The organism is Paraburkholderia sp. 22098 (genome assembly GCF_052045935.1).
Lineage (GTDB): Bacteria > Pseudomonadota > Gammaproteobacteria > Burkholderiales > Burkholderiaceae > Paraburkholderia > Paraburkholderia caledonica.
Genome location: NZ_JBQEPV010000011.1, coordinates 129,489 through 150,163 on the forward strand (window position 1 = coordinate 129,489; position 20,675 = coordinate 150,163).

Annotated in this window: 19 protein-coding genes; 14 read left to right on the forward strand and 5 right to left on the reverse strand. The window is 63.0% G+C overall.

Features of this window, described 5'->3' with window-relative positions; translation table 11 throughout:
- Positions 1-117: 117 nt before the first annotated feature.
- Positions 118-1,071, forward strand: coding sequence for a phosphoribosyltransferase (locus ACTJLB_RS23075; protein ID WP_440784566.1), 954 nt, complete (start codon positions 118-120; stop codon positions 1,069-1,071).
- Positions 1,072-1,084: 13 nt separating this feature from the next.
- Here the strand turns inward: ACTJLB_RS23075 and ACTJLB_RS23080 are convergent, their stop codons facing one another.
- Positions 1,085-2,779 (reverse strand): ATP-binding domain-containing protein, encoded by a 1,695-nt coding sequence (locus ACTJLB_RS23080; protein WP_440784567.1) that lies wholly within the window; start codon positions 2,777-2,779, stop codon positions 1,085-1,087.
- A 191-nt stretch (positions 2,780-2,970) separates the two neighbouring features.
- Between ACTJLB_RS23080 and ACTJLB_RS23085 the strand changes: the two genes are divergently transcribed.
- Positions 2,971-3,597, forward strand: coding sequence for a glutathione S-transferase family protein (locus ACTJLB_RS23085; RefSeq protein ID WP_131317578.1), 627 nt, complete (start codon positions 2,971-2,973; stop codon positions 3,595-3,597).
- Positions 3,598-3,753: 156 nt separating this feature from the next.
- Positions 3,754-4,365, forward strand: coding sequence for a Fur family transcriptional regulator (locus ACTJLB_RS23090; protein ID WP_440784615.1), 612 nt, complete (start codon positions 3,754-3,756; stop codon positions 4,363-4,365).
- Positions 4,366-4,426: 61 nt separating this feature from the next.
- Here the strand turns inward: ACTJLB_RS23090 and ACTJLB_RS23095 are convergent, their stop codons facing one another.
- Both ACTJLB_RS23095 and ACTJLB_RS23100 read right to left on the reverse strand, forming a co-directional pair.
- Complete coding sequence (locus ACTJLB_RS23095; RefSeq protein ID WP_020070360.1) at positions 4,427-4,948, reverse strand: response regulator; 522 nt, start codon at positions 4,946-4,948, stop codon at positions 4,427-4,429.
- 315 nt (positions 4,949-5,263) lie between these two features.
- Positions 5,264-6,067: a TetR/AcrR family transcriptional regulator gene (locus ACTJLB_RS23100; RefSeq protein ID WP_440784568.1), complete on the reverse strand. Its 804-nt coding sequence runs from the start codon at positions 6,065-6,067 to the stop codon at positions 5,264-5,266.
- 74 nt (positions 6,068-6,141) lie between these two features.
- On the opposite strand from ACTJLB_RS23100, the gene ACTJLB_RS23105 reads away from it, so the two are divergent.
- From ACTJLB_RS23105 to ACTJLB_RS23115, 3 genes are all read left to right on the forward strand, one after another.
- Positions 6,142-7,725: an MDR family MFS transporter gene (locus ACTJLB_RS23105; RefSeq protein WP_440784569.1), complete on the forward strand. Its 1,584-nt coding sequence runs from the start codon at positions 6,142-6,144 to the stop codon at positions 7,723-7,725.
- Between the two features lie 351 nt (positions 7,726-8,076).
- Complete coding sequence (locus ACTJLB_RS23110) at positions 8,077-9,126, forward strand: hypothetical protein (RefSeq protein WP_440784570.1); 1,050 nt, start codon at positions 8,077-8,079, stop codon at positions 9,124-9,126.
- Between the two features lie 58 nt (positions 9,127-9,184).
- On the forward strand, positions 9,185-10,258 hold the full coding sequence (locus ACTJLB_RS23115; RefSeq protein WP_020070356.1) for a TAXI family TRAP transporter solute-binding subunit: 1,074 nt from the start codon (positions 9,185-9,187) through the stop codon (positions 10,256-10,258).
- Between the two features lie 52 nt (positions 10,259-10,310).
- Here the strand turns inward: ACTJLB_RS23115 and ACTJLB_RS23120 are convergent, their stop codons facing one another.
- Complete coding sequence (locus ACTJLB_RS23120) at positions 10,311-11,753, reverse strand: PLP-dependent aminotransferase family protein (protein ID WP_440784571.1); 1,443 nt, start codon at positions 11,751-11,753, stop codon at positions 10,311-10,313.
- A 114-nt stretch (positions 11,754-11,867) separates the two neighbouring features.
- Between ACTJLB_RS23120 and ACTJLB_RS23125 the strand changes: the two genes are divergently transcribed.
- The 7 genes from ACTJLB_RS23125 (at position 11,868) to ACTJLB_RS23155 (ending at position 19,008) form a co-directional block, all read left to right on the forward strand.
- Complete coding sequence (locus ACTJLB_RS23125; RefSeq protein ID WP_020070354.1) at positions 11,868-12,755, forward strand: DMT family transporter; 888 nt, start codon at positions 11,868-11,870, stop codon at positions 12,753-12,755.
- Positions 12,756-12,882: 127 nt separating this feature from the next.
- On the forward strand, positions 12,883-13,491 hold the full coding sequence (locus ACTJLB_RS23130; RefSeq protein ID WP_440784572.1) for an N-acetyltransferase family protein: 609 nt from the start codon (positions 12,883-12,885) through the stop codon (positions 13,489-13,491).
- 59 nt (positions 13,492-13,550) lie between these two features.
- A complete protein-coding gene (locus ACTJLB_RS23135; RefSeq protein ID WP_310071465.1) occupies positions 13,551-14,408 on the forward strand; it encodes a MerR family transcriptional regulator in 858 nt (285 codons plus the stop codon).
- A gap of 159 nt (positions 14,409-14,567) precedes the next feature.
- On the forward strand, positions 14,568-16,163 hold the full coding sequence (locus ACTJLB_RS23140; protein WP_440784573.1) for a flavin-containing monooxygenase: 1,596 nt from the start codon (positions 14,568-14,570) through the stop codon (positions 16,161-16,163).
- A gap of 49 nt (positions 16,164-16,212) precedes the next feature.
- Complete coding sequence (locus tag ACTJLB_RS23145; protein ID WP_440784574.1) at positions 16,213-17,121, forward strand: SDR family NAD(P)-dependent oxidoreductase; 909 nt, start codon at positions 16,213-16,215, stop codon at positions 17,119-17,121.
- Between the two features lie 70 nt (positions 17,122-17,191).
- Positions 17,192-18,073 carry a metal-dependent hydrolase gene (locus ACTJLB_RS23150; protein WP_204523449.1) on the forward strand — a complete coding sequence of 294 codons (882 nt, stop codon included), beginning with the start codon at positions 17,192-17,194 and terminating at the stop codon, positions 18,071-18,073.
- On the forward strand, positions 18,070-19,008 hold the full coding sequence (locus ACTJLB_RS23155; RefSeq protein ID WP_440784575.1) for an alpha/beta fold hydrolase: 939 nt from the start codon (positions 18,070-18,072) through the stop codon (positions 19,006-19,008). The genes ACTJLB_RS23150 and ACTJLB_RS23155 overlap by 4 nt, the downstream gene beginning before the upstream one ends.
- Here ACTJLB_RS23155 and ACTJLB_RS23160 read toward each other — a convergent pair.
- Entirely contained in the window at positions 18,983-19,537 is a 555-nt protein-coding gene (locus tag ACTJLB_RS23160; protein ID WP_027804992.1) for a putative glycolipid-binding domain-containing protein, read from the reverse strand. The two genes, ACTJLB_RS23155 and ACTJLB_RS23160, sit on opposite strands and share 26 nt — an antisense overlap.
- A 214-nt stretch (positions 19,538-19,751) precedes the next feature.
- Between ACTJLB_RS23160 and ACTJLB_RS23165 the strand changes: the two genes are divergently transcribed.
- Entirely contained in the window at positions 19,752-20,648 is an 897-nt protein-coding gene (locus tag ACTJLB_RS23165; RefSeq protein ID WP_440784576.1) for an urea transporter, read from the forward strand.
- Positions 20,649-20,675 lie beyond the last annotated feature (27 nt).

Here is a 20,675-nt window from a genome sequence, read left to right on the forward strand (position 1 = left end):
ATATCGTCAAAATTCTTTGCAGGAAAAAACGAAGGCCCACCGCCGCGCTATCTGCCGACGCGCGTCGCGCTTCAGGCGGCGGTTTTCCCACACGCGTTGCGCGACCTCACGAGCGTTATGAACAAGCCGGTTTTGCCCCTCACCTATGAGCAACTCGACCACTGGATCGAATCGCTGCAACCCGCGTTGCTCGCCGAAGGTTTTGCGATGGCAATCGGCATTCTGCGAGGCGGCGCTCCACTCGCACTGATGGTTTCGCATTCGGCCGGCGCGCCGGTTGCGTTTCTGCGCTATGACCGCGCGTCGCGCACTGTGGCGTGGGACTCGACGCTGTCCATCCCGCCGGCCGGCTCGAAGGTCCTGCTGTGCGAAGACATTGCGGGCCGCGGCTTTACGCTGGTGGATTGCGTTGCGTTCCTCAAACAGCATGGCCTCGATGTGAAGACGCTGACGGGCGCCGTCGACGACCTGAGCCGCACGCAGCCGGACTATGCAATCGACGCCCGCGGCTACTTCGCGCTATTCCCGTGGGAACGCCAAGCCTACACCGAGCGCTATCGCGACGACTGGGCACGCGTCGAAGCGGGCGATGCGCCGGCAATGGCAGACGATCACCACTACGCGACTTATGCGATCGACCTCGACGGCATTCTGCTGCCCGACGTGCCGCTTGCGCGTTACGACGAAGATCTCGCGGCGGCACTGCTCGAACGCGATGCACTGCTGCCGTTCGAAGTGCTGCCGGGCATCGACCTCAAACGCGTTCGCACGATCATTACGGGCCGGCCTGAAATGGACCGCGCGCGCACGCAGGCGTGGCTGGAGCGGCACGGCTTCGGCCATATGCAACTGGTGATGCGCACGCCCGGCACGCACGACGAGAGCCCGGCCGGTGCAGCCGCTCACAAAGCAGCTGCGGCACTCGCGGGCGGCGTCACGCATTTCGTGGAAAGCGATCCGGTGCAGGCTTTGCTGATTGCGCAGCAGGCGCCGCTATTGCGCGTGATCTGGTGGGACGCCCAGACGCACACTGGCATGCTGGTCGGCGCGCGCGCGTGGACGTCGGAGTGAGGGTGAGCGCGCGTCAGACTTCGCGCGCTTCCTTGTTCTCCTTTCTCTCCTTGCCGTCGCGCAAATGCAGATACTGGGCTGCGCGCTGCGAAGCGACGATGATGAGCTTCATTGTTGCCCGCGTGGCGCCGACAAACAGTTTGCGTGCGATACGTTCGTCGAATGCATTGAAGTCGACTTCAGTAAGAATCACGCAAGGCGCCGCCTGCCCCTTGAAACGGTAGATCGATTCGAACAGAACGTCGCCGTCGCGATATTCTGGATTGCCAAACAAATCGTATTTCCCGGTAAAACTGCGCAGCCGATGCGGGCCGAGATGATCCTGCGCGGTCATCGCCGAGCCTTCGCGTCCGCGAAACGACAGCACCGCGATGTCCTGCTTGCGAAAGCCAAGCGACAGCGCCTGGGTGATCGCGCGCTTGGTTGCCTCGATGCTGCCCTCGGCGGCGTTCGCTTCGTCGTAGACCGACAGCGAAATGTCGGAGCCGTCGAATGGACTACCCGACGCGAGCGCCGCCGCAACAGGCACCGCAGCGCCGACCACGTCACGCACATAGTCGAGAATGTCGCGCGGGCTTCGGTAGTTGGTGGTCTCTTTCAGCGTGGTCCAGCCGGGCAGCGCCACCGGTTCGCGCATATAGAGATTCTGCAGCGGATCTTCGAGCCACCACCACGCGCCGCCCGGGCGTAGCAGGCGTTCGAGTGCGGCGACCCACGGCTCCTGAAAATCCTGGCCTTCGTCGACGATCAGCACGTCGAATTGCCAGCGCGCGTCGATCGGCGTTTCCGCAAACATCGCTTCGAGTTGATCGAACACCTGGCCTGACTCGAAATCGGGCTCGCGGCCCGCATCGCGCGCAATCCAGTCGCACAGTTGATGATAGTTAGCGACCTTCGCCTCGGGCGGCGCCACGAGCGAGATATGGTCGGCCAACGGCCGGTTGAAGCACACATATAACGGACGTTGGCCGCGCGCGACGGCGTCTTTCATTACCTGCACCGCCAGTTGCGTCTTGCCCGAGCCGGCCGTGCCGATCACGCGCAGGCGAAACGGCGAGAATTCGAGCCGCCGCGCCCACGTCGCAAGACCGCCCGCGAGGCGCGTGACGAGCGTGCCCGCCTGGCCGACGAGAGCGCTTGCGTCCGGGGTGAGCGCGAGTTCGTCGGCGAGAAAGTGGTGGATTTTCGACGCGCACGGCAGGCGCGGCTCATCGGCCGGCAGCGCTTCGCGAATCACTGCGGCGAGCCGGTCGCGGCGCGTCGCGTCGACGATCCGTGCGGGATTCACGCCTGCAATCGCGGCGTCCTTCACGATATGGTCGGGGCAATACAGCAATTCTTCGATGAAATAGGTGCCCGCGCCGAACGCGGCGGTAAAGCGCCGGTGCAACCCTTCGATGGTATGCGCGAGCGCAATCGCCACGTTGCGCTCGGTCTGCAGATAAACCTTGACGAGCCCCTTCGGGGTTTCGCGCAGGAAGCCCGTTTTTTGTTCGACGATCATTACGCGCCCGGCCGGACTGACGATCACAAAATCGGCCTCGCCGAAGACAGAAAAGTTCTGGTTGAGCCGCGTCCAGTGCACGCCGTGATAGACCGTGTAATCGTCGGGGAGCGCCTGTTCCAGCAATGCGAGCGTTTCCCGCTCGCGCGACGCCGCGCCGGTGGCGGCGAGGCTCTTCCAGTCGTCGGGGACAATGCGGGCCATGCGGTGCCTCGTCGTATTTCGGTGCGCTCATTGTACGCAACGCATCGAGCAGCCGGCGCTCCGGCGTTCCGTTGAGAGATGGCCGCATCGCCGCGCACGCATCCAAACGTATGCGCATCGTGTATCGTTACTGGTTGAACGCCGAGCGCGATGCACGGCTTGCCAACTGTCGACAAAAAAGGATTAACCGGATGATTACGATCTGGGGACGCACGAATTCAGTCAACGTGCAAAAAGTCTTGTGGTGCTGCGATGAACTGGTGCTGCCGTACGAGCGCATCGACGCGGGCATGCAATTCGGCCGCAACAACGAGCCGGCGTACCTTTCAATGAACCCGACCGGCAAGATTCCCACGCTGGTCGACGACGACTTCGAACTGTGGGAATCGAATTCGATACTGCGTTATCTCGCGCTGCAGTACGGCGCGGGCAGTCCGCTGTATCCCGCCGAACCGCGGCTACGTGCGAGCATCGACCGCTGGCTGGACTGGTCGCTGTCCACCTTGCAACCGGCCGAGCGGCCGGTGTTCTGGACGCTCGTGCGCACGCCACCCGAACAGCGCGACGCGGCCAGACTCGCCGAAGACATCCGCAATGTCACCGCGCTGTGGCAAATGCTCGACACGCATCTGCAGGGACGCTTCTTCCTTGAAAGCGACAAGTTTACGCTCGCCGATATCGTGATCGGCGCGTATGCAAAACGCTGGTTCGGCCTGGACGGCGTGGAGCGTCCGCCGTTGCCCAACCTGGAGCGCTGGTATTCGCGCATTGCGACCCGCCCGGGCTTCAAGAAATACGTCGACTTCCCGCTCACGTGAACCAGGGCGGCCAGCGGTGTGCAATCCGCGGAGCCGTGGGGCCGGTCGCCGTCGCCGGGCATGCGCGGCATAACCGTGTCCGGCGCGGCGACTCACGCCGACGCGGCAACAGGTTGGCAACAGGCGCTGGCCATGGTTGACCTTTATAATCGACGCATGAAGAACGCCAAGCCCGCCGCCGCTACCGCCGCAAACCCAGCCAGTCCAGCGCGCACGGAGAAAACCGCAGCCTCCGCGGATGCCGTTGCGCAAGCGCCGGGGCACACGCACGGCGACTCGCCCGAAGCCGCGCTGACTCTCGCGGAAGAGTATTGCCGCGAACGCGGCGAGAAGCTCACGCCGATTCGCCGCAAAGTGCTCGAATTGCTGCTGAACTCGGGACGCGCGACCAAGGCGTACTCACTGCTCGACGACATGCGCCAGATTCATCCGGGCTCTGCGCCTCCAACGGTTTATCGTGCGCTCGACTTTCTGCTGTCGGCAGGTCTCGTGCATCGGATCGAATCGATTAATGCATTTACGGTGTGCCACGATCTGACGCAATGCCAGCACGGCATTCTGGTGGTTTGTCAGCAGTGCGGCAACGTCACCGAACTGCATCAGCCGAAGCTGCGTCAGGCGCTCGTCGCGCAAATCGAAGATGCGGGTTACCGGATCGCAAGCGACGAAATCGAATTGAAGGGATTGTGCTCCGCATGTCAGGCGGCTGAGGCGGCCGCGGCGGCTGCGCCGAAGACGGGATCGACGGCGCCCGTTGCGGCTAAATAGCGGCAATGTGTTGCGCTTGCGGCGCAAAGCCTTTCACGCTTCGCGCCGCGTTGTGACCTGCTCAACGGGCCCCGCGTGCACCGATGGCGTCGTGCAGCAGAGTCACCAGTTCTTCCGGTAACGCCGGTTTGGTCATGAAGTGCTGGAAGCCTTCGCCGATACTTCGCAAACGGTAGGCGTCGTCGGTATGTCCCGTCAGCGCCACCGCTACCGAAGGCGCGTGATCGCCGCGAATCTCGTGATCACGCAGCCGCTGGATCAGATAGAAGCCGTCCATGGCGGGCAATTCGAGGTCGCATACCACCGCATCCGGCAGCAGCCGGACGGCCGCTTCGACGCCCTCTTCGGCATCCGCCACGGCAACGACGTTTGCCCCTTCCGCTTCCAGCAACAAGGTCAGCGATTCCCGGCTGTCCGGGTCGTCTTCTACGAGCACGATCGTGGCCTGATCGAGTCTCAATGCACCGTTCATTTTATGTTGTTGCTCTAAAAATCCGGTCAGGCCGTCAGGCTTGGCCAATGTGTCGCCCTGCTGGGAGGGTTGCTTGCCGCCGATTTGCGCGGCCGCGAAATTGCTGTTCATGGTTCCGACTCGAATTCATGTGCCGAGTTGCAAAAAAGGCCCACGATTGTAGACATGGCCCCCTGCAACGCGCGCACAGTAACGCGCCAAAATTGCACGCCAATGAAAAAACGGCTCCCGGCGTCCGGGGCCGACACCCGATTCGCCGCGGCGGCATTGGCGATTGATTGCTTTCTTGCCGCCGCGGCGTCTTTTCGTCATTCCTGCCGATTTCTTCTGCGATGCCCGCAGCCCCGTTGCCCGGCGTTCGCATTTACCCCACTGGTAGCACGTTATGTGCCGCGCATCGCAAGACATGCAGCAAGTGTTGCATGGTTAACCAATTTTCCTCGGACTAATGCCCTGCACGAGAAGCGCCACCGCGTGGCAGGCAATCTCGTCGCCGCCAATCAGGCGACGTTTGGGATCGCGGCGCCACAGCTTCGACGTGGCCAGCGGCAATAGTGTCAGCCCGAGCAGCGTGACGAACATCAGCGATGGCTCGAGCGCCGGATTCAAACGCCCTTCCTTCTGCCATCGCTCAATGGTGGCCAGCGACGTCTTCTGATTCGCGTCGCCGAAACGCTCCTGCATGCGCTGACGCAGCAGGCCGCTGTCGCTGATGACTTCGCGCACCCACAGCGATGGAAACCACGGTCGCTCGACCGCAGCCTGCACCATGCGCTGTGCGAGCTGCGTGATCGCCGCGACGGGATCGTCGGCATGCTCCTGGAACGGCACGCCGAGACTCGCGCGCAACGGGCCGAAGCGCTCTTCGATGAGCACGTCGAGCAGTTGCTCACGCGTCTTGAAGTAGTAATGCATCATGGCCGGCGTAAAGCCCGCCTCGCGGGCAATCTCGCCGAGCGTCGTATCGACGATGCCTTGCCGCGCGAAAAGCTCGAGCGCCGCGTCGAGCAGACGAGTGCGCTGCTCCGCTCCGCGCGAAGCGCCCGGCGGTCTGCCAGGCCGTCTTGAAGATGCGCCTTCTGACGCGGTTTTTGCCGGGGCGCCTGTTGCAGGATCTGCGGCAACCGCCGCCGTTTGCCCCGCGCGCTTGCGTAGTTTCGCCGCAGACCCGCTACCGCCGGAAGCCTTCGCGCCGCTCGTCTTCTTACCAACTGATGGAGTTCTTGCCATTGCACTCGTTTGACGGGCGATAGAATGTCGCATATATTAATCTTCGAGTTAATTAATTTCAAGGCGCTAATGCCATGCAACAGCCCACACAACAAGCCGTGCTCGCCCGGCCGCAGCGATTGCTGAACGACGGCCCGCAGGCCGCTGTGACTCGACACGAGCCGGCTTCGGACCATTCGGTTGAACGAGCCGCCGACCATCCGCCGATTCGCCTTCTGTTCCCCGCGCTGTTGCTGGTCATGCTGCTCGCCGCGCTTGATCAGACGATAGTGTCGACCGCCCTCCCGACGATTGTCGGCGAACTGGGTGGACTCAATAACCTGTCGTGGGTCGTCACAGCCTATCTGCTCAGCTCGACGATCGTCGTGCCGCTGTACGGCAAGTTCGGCGATCAGTTCGGCCGCAAGATTGTGCTCCAGACGGCGATCGTGCTCTTTCTCGTCGGTTCCGCGCTGTGCGGCATAGCGCAAGACATGACCCAGTTGATCGTGCTGCGGGCATTGCAAGGGCTCGGCGGCGGCGGTCTGCTCGTCGTGACAATGGCCGCAATCGCCGACGTCATTCCACCCGCGCAACGTGGCCGCTATCAAGGCGTGTTCGGCGGGGTATTCGGTCTCGCGACGGTAGTCGGTCCGCTGCTCGGCGGCTTTCTTGTCGAGCACCTTACGTGGCGCTGGATTTTCTATATCAACCTGCCGCTCGGCATCGTCTCGCTGGCTGTGATCGGCGCGGTCTTCAAGCCGCGTCTCCATCACGTCAAGCACACCATCGACTATATGGGCGCTGCGTTTCTTGCAGGCGCACTCACCTGCATCATTCTGTTCACGAGCCAGGGCGGCACGATCTTGCCGTGGTCGTCGCCGCAATTGTGGATCACGCTCGGCATGGGGCTCGTCGCGATTTGGGGTTTCATCCACGAAGAACGCAGCGCAGCTGAACCGATCATGCCGCTCGAACTTTTCAGGCAGCGCACGTTTTTACTGAGCAGTCTGATCGGCTTCATCGTGGGCGTGTCGATGTTCGGCTCCGTCACGTTTTTGCCTCTCTATCTGCAAGTGGTCAAAGGCTCCACGCCGACGGAAGCCGGCATGCAGATGCTGCCGATGATGGGCGGCCTCTTCGTCATGTCGATGGTGACAGGTCGTCTGATCAGCAAAATTGGCCGTTATCGCATGTTCCCTATTGCGGGCACCTTGCTGGTCGCGATCGCCATGATGCTGCTCGCGCGCCTGCAGATCGACACGCCGATTCATGTGATGTATCTCGACATGGGCGTGCTCGGCTGCGGTCTCGGCATGGTGATGCAAGTGCTCATTCTCGCCGTGCAGAACACCGTCGAATTCAAGCATATGGGTGTGGCCACATCGGGCGCCACGTTGTTTCGCTCGATTGGCGGATCGATCGGTGTGGCCGCGTTCGGTGCCGTGTTCTCCAACGGCCTTGCCGCAAGGCTTGAAAAGCTTATCCCGCCGGACACGGAATTGCCGCACGCACTCGGACCCGCCGCGATCCGCCATTTGCCTGACGCATTGCGCGCCGACTATCTACAGGCATTTGCCGGTGCGTTGCATACCGTGTATCTCTCCGCGGCGTGTGTCGTATTGCTCGCATTCGTGCTCGCGTGGCTGTTGAAGGACCATCCGTTGCGTGAGCATTGAACCATCGCGCATCGGTCGGGCGCGTCATGGAAATATTGATTGCATGCGCCCGAAATTCGTCTGCGAAATGCGCGCCCTACCATAAAAAGAATCGCGCGCGTTCGTCCTCATGATGTGCACGATCATTCGTCCTACCTGGTAATGTGCGGTAGCGCACACAACATAGGGTCGATCGTCCATTGACGTCCGCTTCGAAACGCCACATATTGAAAACGACGGCGCGCAGGCCTCGCTTGCCCGCTCGGACTCTCTGGCGCATGTAGATCGTGGTTTCCGCGGACACTCATACCGCTTCAAGCGCGATCGGAAGCATGCCGTAACGGCATTGTTTTCCTCAGTTGGAGCCATAGCATGTCCACTCAGACCTTAGCCGGCGATCGCTTTCCGACGCCATGCAAACAATGCGGCGGAGCCCTCTACCGGCGAGTGGATCATTGCCCGTATTGCGGCTCGGTTCATCCGCTCGATGCCGACGCACGCGCACCTGTGCGCAGCGCGCTGCACGAGAGTCGAGCCAGCACGCTGAGCATGTCGATGTTGAACGACGGTTTCGGCGCGCCGGCGCTCAACGAGCCCGACTTCCCCGGCGGCGCATTGCATGCCGGCCTCAACCTCGCTCCGGCAGGCGCGCTTCAGGCGTCGTCATCGTCGCTGCTTTCGCCCGAGACGCCGCTGTTGCCCGTTGCCGATCCTGCCGAACTGCCGCATCGCGCGGGTCTGCAAATGCGCCACGCGGTACTCGCGACCGCGACCATTGTCGCCGCGGGCCTGGCGTATGTCGGCTACGCGCTATTCAACGACAGCCGCGACCTGCATTCCGGCAACGGCGAGCAATCCGCAGAAACCGCCCGCGACGCCAGAACGACGACGGGGACCATCGCGCGATACTCGCCCGATCAGGCAGCCGACTCGCGCATCGCTGCGATGCCGGGCAAATCCACTGGCACAGAAGGCGTGCGAAACACCGTACAGGCAATACCGGCCACTGTACCGATCGCAGTGGTTTCAGCGAAAACGGCCACACCGCAATTCCACGACGGCGCGCAAGCACTGCGGGCGGCCCGCACCGCATTGCGCGCCAACGATCTGAGCGCGGCGCAAGCAGCCCTGGTCGCAGCGCAATCGCTGCAACCCGAGAGCGGCGACGCGCAAAGTCTTGCCGCCGAATTGAAGCCGTTGACCGCGCGCCGCGACGCCGCGTTGCTGGCGGCGCAGATGTGCGCCGATCATCAAACATGGCCGTGCGCACGAGAGCATGCGAACGAGGCGCTGGCGCTAGACACCGGAAACGACACGGCAAAGACGATCCTCGAGCGTGTGATTCGCGAAACCGGCTGGGCACCGCTCAGTACCCAGACAACGAGCAATGCCAGGCTGCCGCGGCAGCCGGCCGTCCAATAGTTCGGATACCGAATCTAATGGCTGGGAAATTGCCAACCCGACCCGATAGGTGCAGACCATGCTAAAGAGATTTCTGACGGGATGGCTGGGAGCGATGCTGCTGATCACGTCTTCGCTGCTGAGTGCCGAACCCGCGCACTACAAGATCGTCACGGGCCCCGAACGCGGCACCTACATTCAGATCGGTCAGGACCTGTCGAAATGGGTCGCGCAGCCGGCGGGCATCGACCTCGCCGTGGTCGCGTCGAAGGGGTCTGCCGAGAACGTGCAGCGCATGCGCTTCGAGCCGGGCGTGAAGCTCGCGCTGGTGCAGTCCGACGTGTATCAGGCCTACATCGACATGGCCAACTCGGGCAATCCCGACGCCGGTACCGCGATTCGCCCGCTGCGCCTCATCATGCCGCTCTACGACGAAGAGATCAACGTCGTGGTGCGCGCGGATTCGCCGCTCAAAAGTCTAGGCGACATCAGGGACAAGACCATCAGCGTCGGCCTGCTCGGCAGCGGGACCGCGCAATCGGCGACTACCCTGTATCGCCTTATGTTCGGTCAGCCTATTCCCGAACAGAACATCCAGCACCTGAGCAACGAAGATGCACTGGCCGCATTGATCGTCAAGAAAGTGGACGTTGCGATCATCGTGGTCGGCCAGCCTGCAAAACTGTTCAACGATATGAACCCCGAACTGCTGCAGCAGATCCGTCTGCTGAAAGCCGAGCCCACGGCACCCGAAACCGTGCGTGCGAAGCAGACCTATTTCCCCGCCACGATCCGCGCGAGCAGCTATCCGAACTGGTTGAAAGAAGACGTGCCGACGCTTACGGTCAAGGCCTTCCTCGTCACCTATGACTACGGTCTGCGCGATACCGTCGGCAACCTGAATCATTTTGCCGACTCGCTATGCGCGAACTTCGACAATCTGCAGGAGCATGGGCATCCGAAATGGAAGCAGGTCAAGCTGGAATTGCCCAGCCTCGTGCGCGGTTGGAAATATTACCCGCCTGTAGAGAAGCATTTACGCGCCTGCCTTGCGAACCGGAGTGCAGGCATCAACGCGGCCGCGGCTCAGGTCTCGGAAAAACCGCGTAGCAACTGTACGAATCAGGAGCGCCTGCTTCTGCTGTGCAAGTAGTAATGCATGCGAATGCGGAGCGCCAACGCATCTGTGAGCGCTCCTGCCGCGATTACGCCCGCTTGCGCTCGCCGGATGCGGCAGCGCTCTCCATCGCGCGCTGTAAGGCCTCATACACTTTCGGCCGGTTGCATTGCGAGACGTTAAAGCGCAGGTAACCGGTCGCCGATTGCGAGACGCTGAATACATTGCCCGGGGCGAACACGACATCTGCGCCTAGCGCATGGCGCGCGATGTCGGCGGCGTCGAGCGAATCGGGCAAACGCGCCCACACGAACATGCCTGCACGCGGCTGCGTCCATACGTCGAGGCCCGCGTAGTTGAGGCGGCGCATGGTTTCGCCCATCGCGTCCGCGAGCTTCGCGCGCATCGACTCGAGATGACGCCGGTAAGTACCGTCCACCAGCAACCGATGCACGACGCTCGCCGTGAGTTGCCCATTGCCGAACGACGTGGCGAGCTTCAGGTCGATCAGCGGCTCGATCCATTCGGCGCGCGCGGCGATGTAGCCGCAACGCGCAGCCGCGGAAAGCGTCTTCGAAAAGCTGCCGATCGACACCACGCGCGTGAGCCCGTCGAACGCGGCAAGCCGCGGCGCGGGTTCGTCTTCGAAGTCCGCGAAGATATCGTCCTCGACGACAATCAGTCCGTGTTCGCCGGCGAGCTTGAGCAGCCGATGCGCGACCGCCGGCGCGAGCGTCGCGCCGGTCGGGTTATGAATCGCGGAGTTAGTCACATAGAGCCGCGGACGATGCTCGACCAGCGCCCGCTCGAAGGCCGCGTGGTCCGGACCCGACGGCGTATAAGGCACGCCGACGATGCGCGCGCGATGCGCCCGCAACAGCGCCTGGAAGTTGAAATAGCACGGGTCGTCGATCAGAACCGTGTCCCCCGGTTCGAGCAGAAAACGGCACACCAGGTCGAGCGCGTGCGTGCCGCCGTCGGTGAGGACGATCTGTTCGGGCGGCGCTTCCACGCCGTGCTGCGCAAGTCGCCAGGCAAGCTGCTGACGCAGCGCGGGCAGGCCATACGGGTTCGCATAGTCAGCGAGCGGCGACTGCGGATCGCGCGCTATGGCCCGCAACGCGCGACGCACGCCGTCCTCGGGCAGCCAGGAGGCCGGCATCCAGCCGCAACCCGGCTTCAGCACCTTGGAGCCGGGTTGTAACGACTGGCGAGTGAGCCATAACGGATCGACCTCGCGATCGAGGCGCGGCCCGAGATCGGCGAGCGCGAGCGGCGGCGCATGGCCCGACACGAAAAATCCCGAGCCGCGCCGGGCCACGATCGCGCCTTCGGCAACGAGCCGGTCATACGCCTCCACCACCGTCGACTTCGACACACCGAGCGTTTCGGTCATGACGCGGATCGACGGCACGCGCGCGCCGGGCATCAGCGAGCGACTCGCAATGCGTTCGCGCAGATTGTCCATGACGATGCCTACACGCGTTCCTTGCGATTTCTCAAGTGCTCGCATCTGCCCACCTTGCTCCATCTGTACTGCTCCTTCGTCGGTACAGTTTGCAGGAATTGTACTGATCCGTAGCTTAACCTTTTCGCGATGAAAGCGGATGCTATACGCTTCATTCCAATACGCATGGACCTCTAGATGGACAAGACAACGAATGGCTGGCTGAGCGGGCTCATAGGCGTGCTGATTTTCAGCGGCTCGCTGCCGGCCACGCGCATCGCCGTGCAAGGGCTCGATCCGGTGTTCCTGACGGTGGCGCGCGCGACCATCGCGGGCACGCTCGGTCTGTTGCTGCTGCTCGTGTTCCGCGAGGCGCGTCCCGCGCGGCGCGATATGGTTCCGCTCGTAATCGTCGCGCTCGGCGTGGTGGTCGGTTTTCCGCTTCTGACCGCGCTTGCGCTGCGCCACGTGAGTTCCGCGCACGCGATCGTATTCGTCGGACTGCTGCCGCTTGCAACCGCGATCTTCGGCGTGCTGCGCGGCGGCGAACGTCCGCAAGCAGCCTTCTGGTTCTTCTCGGCGCTCGGCAGCGGCGCGGTGGTCGCGTTTGCGATGCGCCACGGTCTCGATGCGTCTCCGGTGGGCGACGCGTTGATGCTCGCCGCAATCGTCGTGTGCGGGCTGGGCTATGCGGAAGGCGCGCGGCTATCGCGGCATCTCGGCGGCTGGCAGGTTATTTCGTGGGCGCTGGTGCTGTCGCTTCCGCTGATGTTGCCGCTCGCATGGTGGACCCGCCCGGCTTCTTTCGAGGGCGTCAGCCACGCAGCGCTTTGGGGGCTCGCGTATGTGTCGCTGTTCAGCATGCTGATCGGCTTTGTATTCTGGTATCGCGGCCTCGCACTTGGCGGCATCGCAGGAGTCGGACAGTTGCAACTGCTGCAGCCGTTTTTCGGGCTGGTGCTTGCAGGTCTGTTGTTGCACGAACAGGTGCCGCCTTCGATGATCGCGGTCACCGTCGCAGTGGTGGCGTGCGTGGCCGGCGCCCGGCACTTCTCCAAAGCGACGCCGGCGCGCCGCACGGCCTGACCTGGCGCCGAGTCCTCACGCAACGATTTTTGTCCGGCTTCAAATTTGCGCGTGCGGCGGGCATAGTCAAACGTATCCTCAGAAGAAGAGACACGACAGGCCGGACCCGGCCGCACCAGGACCACGTATGACCACAGCCCGCCCCGCATCCGGCGCCCCGGACGCAACCGCTGCAACCGCCGCAACCGCCGAGTCGCCCGGCAGCGACCCGCTTATCCGCGACGCAACCGAAGCCGACCTGCCCGCCATTCAGGCCATTTACGCGCACCATGTGTTGACCGGCGTCGCGTCGTTCGAAGAAGTGCCGCCTTCCGTGGACGAACTGCGCATGCGGCTCGCGTCGGTGCGCAGCCATGGACTGCCGTACATGGTCGCCGAGATTGGCGGAGAGGTCGCGGGCTACTGCTATGCGACGCCGTACCGTCCTCGCGCGGCGTACAGAAACACCATCGAAGATTCGATCTATGTGAGCGACGCCTATCGCGGACGAGGCCTCGGCCGTGTGCTGCTACAGGCGCTGATCGACCGATGCGAAACCGGGCCATGGCGCCAGATGGTCGCCGTGATCGCGGACGGCGGCAGTGGCGGATCACTGTCGCTGCATAAGCAGTTGGGTTTCGAGTTGACCGGCACGTTGAGGGCAGTCGGTTTCAAACATGGCAGATGGCTCGACACCACGCTGATGCAGCGGACTTTGGGTGCGGGCGCTTCGACGCCGCCTGACTACGAAACCTGAAGCTGCAACCCGAGCGTCGTGCTGGTCCGCCTCCATACAGCGGGGGTAAAATTCCGGGCATGCCTAACACGCCGCCCGCCACGCCGCCCTCCACCTCGCCGCCGTCCTCGTCCGGCGCCTCGGACACGTCCGCAGGCGCCGCGCCGCGCAACGAGTACACCGTCGACGAACTCGCGCGCGTCAGCGACACAACTGTGCGAAACGTGCGGGCGTATCAGGACCGCGGCCTTCTCGCGCCACCGGAAAAGCGCGGCAGAGTGGGCGTGTATAACGACGCTCACGTGTCGCGTCTGAAGCTGATCAATCATCTGCTCTCTCGCGGCTACACGCTCGCGAACATCCAGGATCTGATCAAGGCCGTGGACGAAGGCCACGATCTTCGCTCCATTCTGGGCCTCGAAACCGCGATCGGCGGTCGCTGGTCGCGCGAACATCCAAAGAAGTATTCGTTGGTCGAACTGCTGCAAATGTTCGGCGACAAAGCGTCGCCGAGCGCGCTCGCGAAAGCGGTCGATCTCGGCCTGCTGGAGCGCGAGGGCCTGTCGTTCGTGTCGGGCAGCCCCACTGCACTCGCCGCTGGCGCCACGCTCGCGAAAGAAGGCATTCCGCTGGCCGATCTCCTCGACGCCGTCGGCGTCGCACGGCCGCATTTCAGCGCGATCGCCCACGCACTGGTCGATCTGGTGGTTCGCCAACTGGACCGCTACGATCCGGACGCGCTGCCGCCGCCCGCCGACGTGCCGGCCCTCGTGGATGCGATCTGGCGCGTGCGGCCGCTCGCTATGGTGCTCGTCGAGAGCGAGATGAATCGAGCGCTTGAAGAGGCCTCCGGCGACTACCTCGGCGATCGCGTCGCGGCCATCATGGAAAAGAAACTGGCGCGCTCCGCCAGCCAACCGAAGCGGCCAAAGAAATAAGCCGATGCGCCGGTCGGCGCTTCGTCAGCAATGGCCTGAGTCCCCGCCTTTCCAACCTAGAGTTTCGCGTCTAGACGTGCTCTTGCGTCGTCCGTGCTTCCGCCCTATCGTTACATCAATCAATGTAACAGTTATCAGCGTAAGAAGGAGGCGATCCGGATGAACGCACGCACGCCACACGACGCCGCACGCCACGGCGCGCTCGCGCCTGTCGAGACGGACATCGCCATTATCGGGACCGGCTTTGCGGGGCTGGGCATGGCGATCCGCTTGCGGCAATCCGGCTTCACCGACTTTATGGTTGCGGAAAAGGCCGAGGCGGTCGGCGGCACATGGCGCGACAACCATTACCCGGGCTGTGCATGCGACGTGCAATCGCATGTCTATTCATTTTCGTTCGCACCGAACCCGCGCTGGACCCGCATGTTCGCGCGTCAGCCGGAAATCCGCGCATATCTCGAGGAATGCACGCGACGCTTCGGCGTGGAGCGTCATCTGCGCTTTGGCCATGAACTCGTGAGCGCAATCTACGACGACACGCACCACCGCTGGCAACTGCGGTTCGCCAACGGGCAACAGTGGTCCGCGCGCGTACTTATCCCTGCGATGGGCGGCCTGTCGCGCGCGGCGATACCCGACATTCCCGGCATTGAACGATTCAAGGGAAAGGCATTTCACTCGCAGCACTGGGATCACGCCTATCCGCTCGAAGGCAAGCGCGTCGCCGTGATCGGCACCGGCGCCAGTGCGATCCAGTTCGTGCCGCAAATCGCATCTCGCGTCGCGCATCTCGATGTGTTCCAGCGTACGCCGCCGTGGATCATGCCGAAGGCCGACCGCGCGGTGCGACCGTTCGAGCAGTGGCTTTTCAGGCACGTGCCCTTCACGCAAAAGATCATGCGTTCGGCGCTCTACTGCATGCTCGAATCGCGCGCGCTCGGATTCGCGATCCATCCCTCGCTAATGAAGACCGCGCAGAAAGTCGCCGAGCGGCATTTACGTCGCCAGGTGCCCGACCCGGAATTGCGCGCGACGCTCACGCCGAATTACACAATGGGCTGCAAGCGCATTCTGATCTCGAACGACTACTTACCCGCGTTATCGCGGGCGAACGTAACGGTGACGACGAGTGCTATCGAGCGCATCGACGAAGACGCGGTCATCACGAGTGACGGCGTGCGTCATCCGGTCGACTGTCTGATCTTCGGCACCGGCTTCCAGGTCGCCGATCCGTTCGCGCGAGGTGTGGTGCGGGGACGCGACGGCGTGGATATCGTCGATACGTGGCGTGACGGCGCGCATGCCTATCTCGGCACGGCATTGCCTGGTTATCCCAACTTTTTCATGATCGTGGGTCCGAACACGGGACTCGGCCATAACTCGATGGTGTTCATGATCGAGTCGCAAGTCGAGTACATTTTGCGCGCACTGAAAACCATGCGCAGTGAGCGAGCCGAGGCGATTGAAGTGCGCCCGCAAGTGGAGCGTGCGTACAACGAAAAGATCCAGCACAAACTCGGCCGCGCAATCTGGTCGACGGGCGGCTGCAAGAGCTGGTATCTCGATCCGAGAACCGGCAGGAACACCACGCTGTGGCCGGGGTTCGCGTACAAATTCCGCCAGGCCACCAGCATCTTCAGTATGGACGATTACTTCGCTTTCACGTCAGCGCCCGGGACAACGATCGCGCACACTGCCTCGCCGCACAGCGTGCACGGCAGCGCGCAGGCTGCCGCGTCGGCTGACGTCACCTGAAACACACATAACGACAACGCACATTCAGAGAGGACGGGAGATAAAACCAATGAAGCATTTCAACGATAAGGTCGCTGCGATCACAGGCGCGGGTTCCGGCATGGGCCGCTCGCTCGCGATCCGGCTCGCGCGAGAAGGCTGCCACCTGGCCCTTGCCGATCGCAACGCGACGAGCCTCGAGGAGACCGCTCGACTTGCGCAAGCCGCCGCGCCACATATCGTCGGCGCGCCGCTGCTGATCACCACCGCTGTGTTCGATGTCTCCGACCGAGCCGCAATGTTCGCGTGGGCTGCGGAAACCGTCGAGCAGCATCGGCGCGTGAACCTCGTGTTCAACAACGCGGGCGTCGCTCTGTCCAGTACGATTGAAGGTATGGAATACGCGGATCTGGAGTGGATCGTCGGCATCAACTTCTGGGGCGTCGTGCATGGCACCAAGGCGTTTCTGCCGCATTTGAAGGCGTCGGGCGAAGGCCATATCGTCAACACGTCGAGTGTATTCGGCCTTTTCGCTCAGCCTGGCATGAGCGGCTACAACGCGACGAAGTTCGCGGTCCGCGGCTTCACCGAGGCACTGCGCCAGGAACTCGATCTGATGAAATGCGGCGTGTCGGCTACCTGCGTGCATCCGGGCGGCATCCGTACAGGCATCGCGCAGTCGAGCCGCATTGCGCCCAACATGGTCGGCTTCATGCTGGAGAACGAGCAGCAAGGCAAGGACGATTTCGAGAAGTTCTTCATCACCAGCGCCGACGAAGCCGCCCGTACGATTCTCGACGGCGTGCGCAGGAATAAGCGGCGCGTGCTGATCGGCCGCGATGCACGCGCCGCCGACTGGCTCGCGCGCACGTTGCCTGCCGCTTACCAGGCGCTTGTCGTGCTGCAAACGCGGCGCATGAAGCGCAGTGCGGAGAAACGCGCCCGGCGCGCGGCGCAACTTGCCGGCAGGCGCGCTTGATGGTGCGCGCCCGATGGTATGCGCCTGACAGCACGATCCAGACGCTCATAGAATCACGAGGAGAAAGGCCATGATGCCCGTTCGCCGCGACTTACGCTTCAACCTCCCGCAGGACCGTGCATGCGACTGGCACGCGCAAGGCTCGCATGTGACACACTTCTTCAACGCGCTTTCGCTGCTCTTTCCAGCCGGCGAGCGCTTCTTCATGGACAGCGTGCGCAACTATCGCGATCAGATTGACGACCCGGTGCTGAAAAAGCAGGTACTCGGTTTTATCGGCCAGGAAGCGATGCATACGCGCGAGCACGTCGAATACAACGATCTGCTGGAACAAGCCGGTTTGCCCGCGCATAAGCTCGACAAACGGCTATGGGCGATTCTCAACTTCGGCCGCAAGGTGCTGCCGCATTCGTATCAATTGGCCGTCACCGTGTGCCTCGAACATTACACGGCCATGCTCGCGGGCTTGCTGCTCGAGGACGCGTCACGCATCGAAGGTTCGGTCGACGGTTACGCCCAAATGTGGACGTGGCACGCGCTCGAAGAAACCGAGCACAAAGCCGTTTCCTACGACGTGTGGAATACGGTACTCAAGCCTGGACTCGGGCGTTATCTGTTACGTACAGGCGTTATGCTCGGCACCACGATCACCTTCTGGCTGATCGTGTTCGACTTTCATGTCCGTCTGCTGATTGCAGACCGCAAACGCGGCGGTCATCTTCGCGGCATGTGGCGCGTCGTGAAATACCTGTACGGCCCGCGTCATGGCGTCTTTCCGCGTATAGCCGCTGAATGGCTGAGCTTTTTCCGGCCCGGCTTTCATCCGTGGGATCACGACAATCGCGCTCAACTTGCGCGTATCGACGGCCTGGTAGCAGCGGTGGACGCCTCCAACGCGGCCGCCCCGAATTCGCGTAGAGCAGCACGGCGCGGCGCGCAGGCGGCCGCGTGATACGCGACACGTTGCCGGTGGATGCCGGCGACGTGCGGCTTGCGGCCTACGTGAGCGGCCCGCGTGACGCGCCGCCGATCGTGCTGGTGCACGGCTATCCGGACTCGGCCGCCGTATGGGAACGGGTGCGCGTGCAACTCGAATCGCGCTACCGCGTCATAAGCTACGACGTGCGCGGCGCCGGCGCATCGCAAGCGCCGGCCGCACGCGACGGATACCGTATTGAACGACTCGCCGTCGATCTCTGCGCAGTCGTGAACGCCACCTGCGGCCAGCAGCCCTTTCATCTGGTCGGCCACGACTGGGGGTCGATTCAAAGCTGGGAAGCCGTAACCGACCCGCAGTTCAAAGGACGCATCAGGTCGTTTACCTCTATCTCGGGCCCGTGCCTCGATTACGCTTCGGTCGCGTTGCGCAGCGCGCGTGCCACTCACAAAAAACGTAGGATGGCGAAGCAATCGCCGCGCTTCAGCATTCGTCAATTGCTCAGATCCTGGTACATCTTCTTTTTTCATTTGCCATGGCTCCCTGAACTGGTCTGGCGCCTGGGCGGAGTGCGCATGTGGCCGCTGTGGCTACGAATCACGGAACGCGTTGACGCGTCGCGTGACCCAACGCAGATGCGTAACGCGATCAACGGACTGAACCTCTATCGCGCGAATTTCATCGACAAACTCCTGCATCCGCGCGCGCGCCACGTGCACGTGCCCGTTCAGTTCATCGTGCCGTTGCATGACCGCTATGTCGGGCCCGAATTGTCGGTGGGCCAGGAAGCCTGGCTGGGACCCTATGACCGCGTCGAACTCGACGCAGGTCATTGGGTGGTGCTGCGCGAGTCGCAACTAGTTGCGGCACACATAGAACGCTTCGTGGCGCGACATCTGGCAGAGCCGGGTGGCCCAGTCGCGCTCAACGCTCGCGCGGCAGGCGAGTGAATAGCGTCGGATAGTCAATGACAAGGCCGTCGTCGTCGACTTTCATATTCGCTGTGAAGTCGCGGAATATGCCTTCATAGCGGTACTCGCGATTCAATTCGATGCACGAATACGCCTGCTCGACACGCGTGACCTGCAAGTCCGGTGTGGAAATGTACGCGACCTGTATAGGTCGACGCTCACCTTGCGTGAGTTGCAGCCGGCGAATCGGCAACGTATTCGTGAACGGCGTGGCGGCAATGTCGATATCAATGCATCCTTCAATCGCGCTCAACAGAAGGCCGTGCCCATCGCGCCAGTTGCCCTCGCCGTCGCCGTGCAGTTCCAGTTCTCCGCCGCCCACGATCTTCAGCCATGCGTAACGCGTGCGCCATTGCGCATCGCAGCGCACTTTGTAGTGCAACCCGTAAGCCTTGCCGTAGCGCTGCCCGACCACGACGCTTTCCACTTCGAAGCCGTCGTCGCGTGCGTCGAACGACAGGTGTTCGATTCCCTCGGCCTCTTGCGATGCCCACCGTACTTCCCGCATCAGATCGCCTCCTATGATGAAACGCGCAGCAAGCGCGTCGCGCTTCATATCGTAGCGCGAACGCGAGGCGCTCGCCGATGTGCGTGCCTACCGCCACATCGTGCGGATGCTTTGCAAATAGCCACTATCAATGCGCGGGCATGCACACAGCCGCGCGAGTGCCCTATCCTCGCGTTTCGCAACTGTTCGCCGCCGGCGCGCCATTCGATTTCAGATGCGCGCCGCCGAACGCTCATCGACCGATACCATGCATGCCGCCGCGACCGAAGCGCATTCCGCCGCCTTGCGCACCCTGCTGCGCAGCTTTGGGCAGATCGTGCTCCAGGCAAACGCATTCACAGGGACATGCCTCGTTGCCGGCTGGATGCTTTGCGACCCGCGCCTTGCCTGTGCTGCCTTGATCGGTGCAGTCGCGGCCAACGTGAGCGCGATGCTGGCCGCTCACTCCCACGACGACCTGCGCGCTGGCCTGTACGGCTTTAACGGCGCATTGGCGGGACTCGCCGCGTTCAGCTTCATCGCCGACAATGCGACGGCGGCCGCCGTCGCCATTCTCGCAGCCACGGGAACGGCATGGCTTCACGAACCGTGGTCACGATGGCTGCGCGCGCGCCAATTGAGCTACTTCTCCAGCCCGTGCCTGATCGTCACGTGGCTCTGGATGCCGATCGCAGCAAGCGGCCCCGAGCCGGCGCGTCTCGCAGCAACGCCTACGCTCGACCCGGCGCAGTTCGGCGGCGGCGTGCTCGCCAGTCTCGCGCAAACCGGCTTCGCCTCGGGCGCAATGGCCGGTGCATTCGTGTTGCTCGGGATCGCGGCGGCATCGGCACGGCATGCGCTGTACGCGTTGATGGGCGCGGCGCTCGCAAGCAGCCTGCATGTTCTGCTGGGCGCGGGGGCGAGCTCGTTCGACGCAGGCCTGCTAGGATTCAACGGCGCCCTTACCGCGATCGCGCTGACCGATTGCGGTGTCTTGTGGATGCTCGGCGGCGTGGCGATCTCAGTGGCTTTGCAAGCGGCGGCGGCTCACGTCGGCTTCGCCGCGCTAAGCGCGCCTTTCGTCGCCGCAACGTGGAGCGTGCAATGGCTGAGGCAGCGTGCTGTTCGCTGAGACTCCGCCTGTCAGGCAAGATCGGGG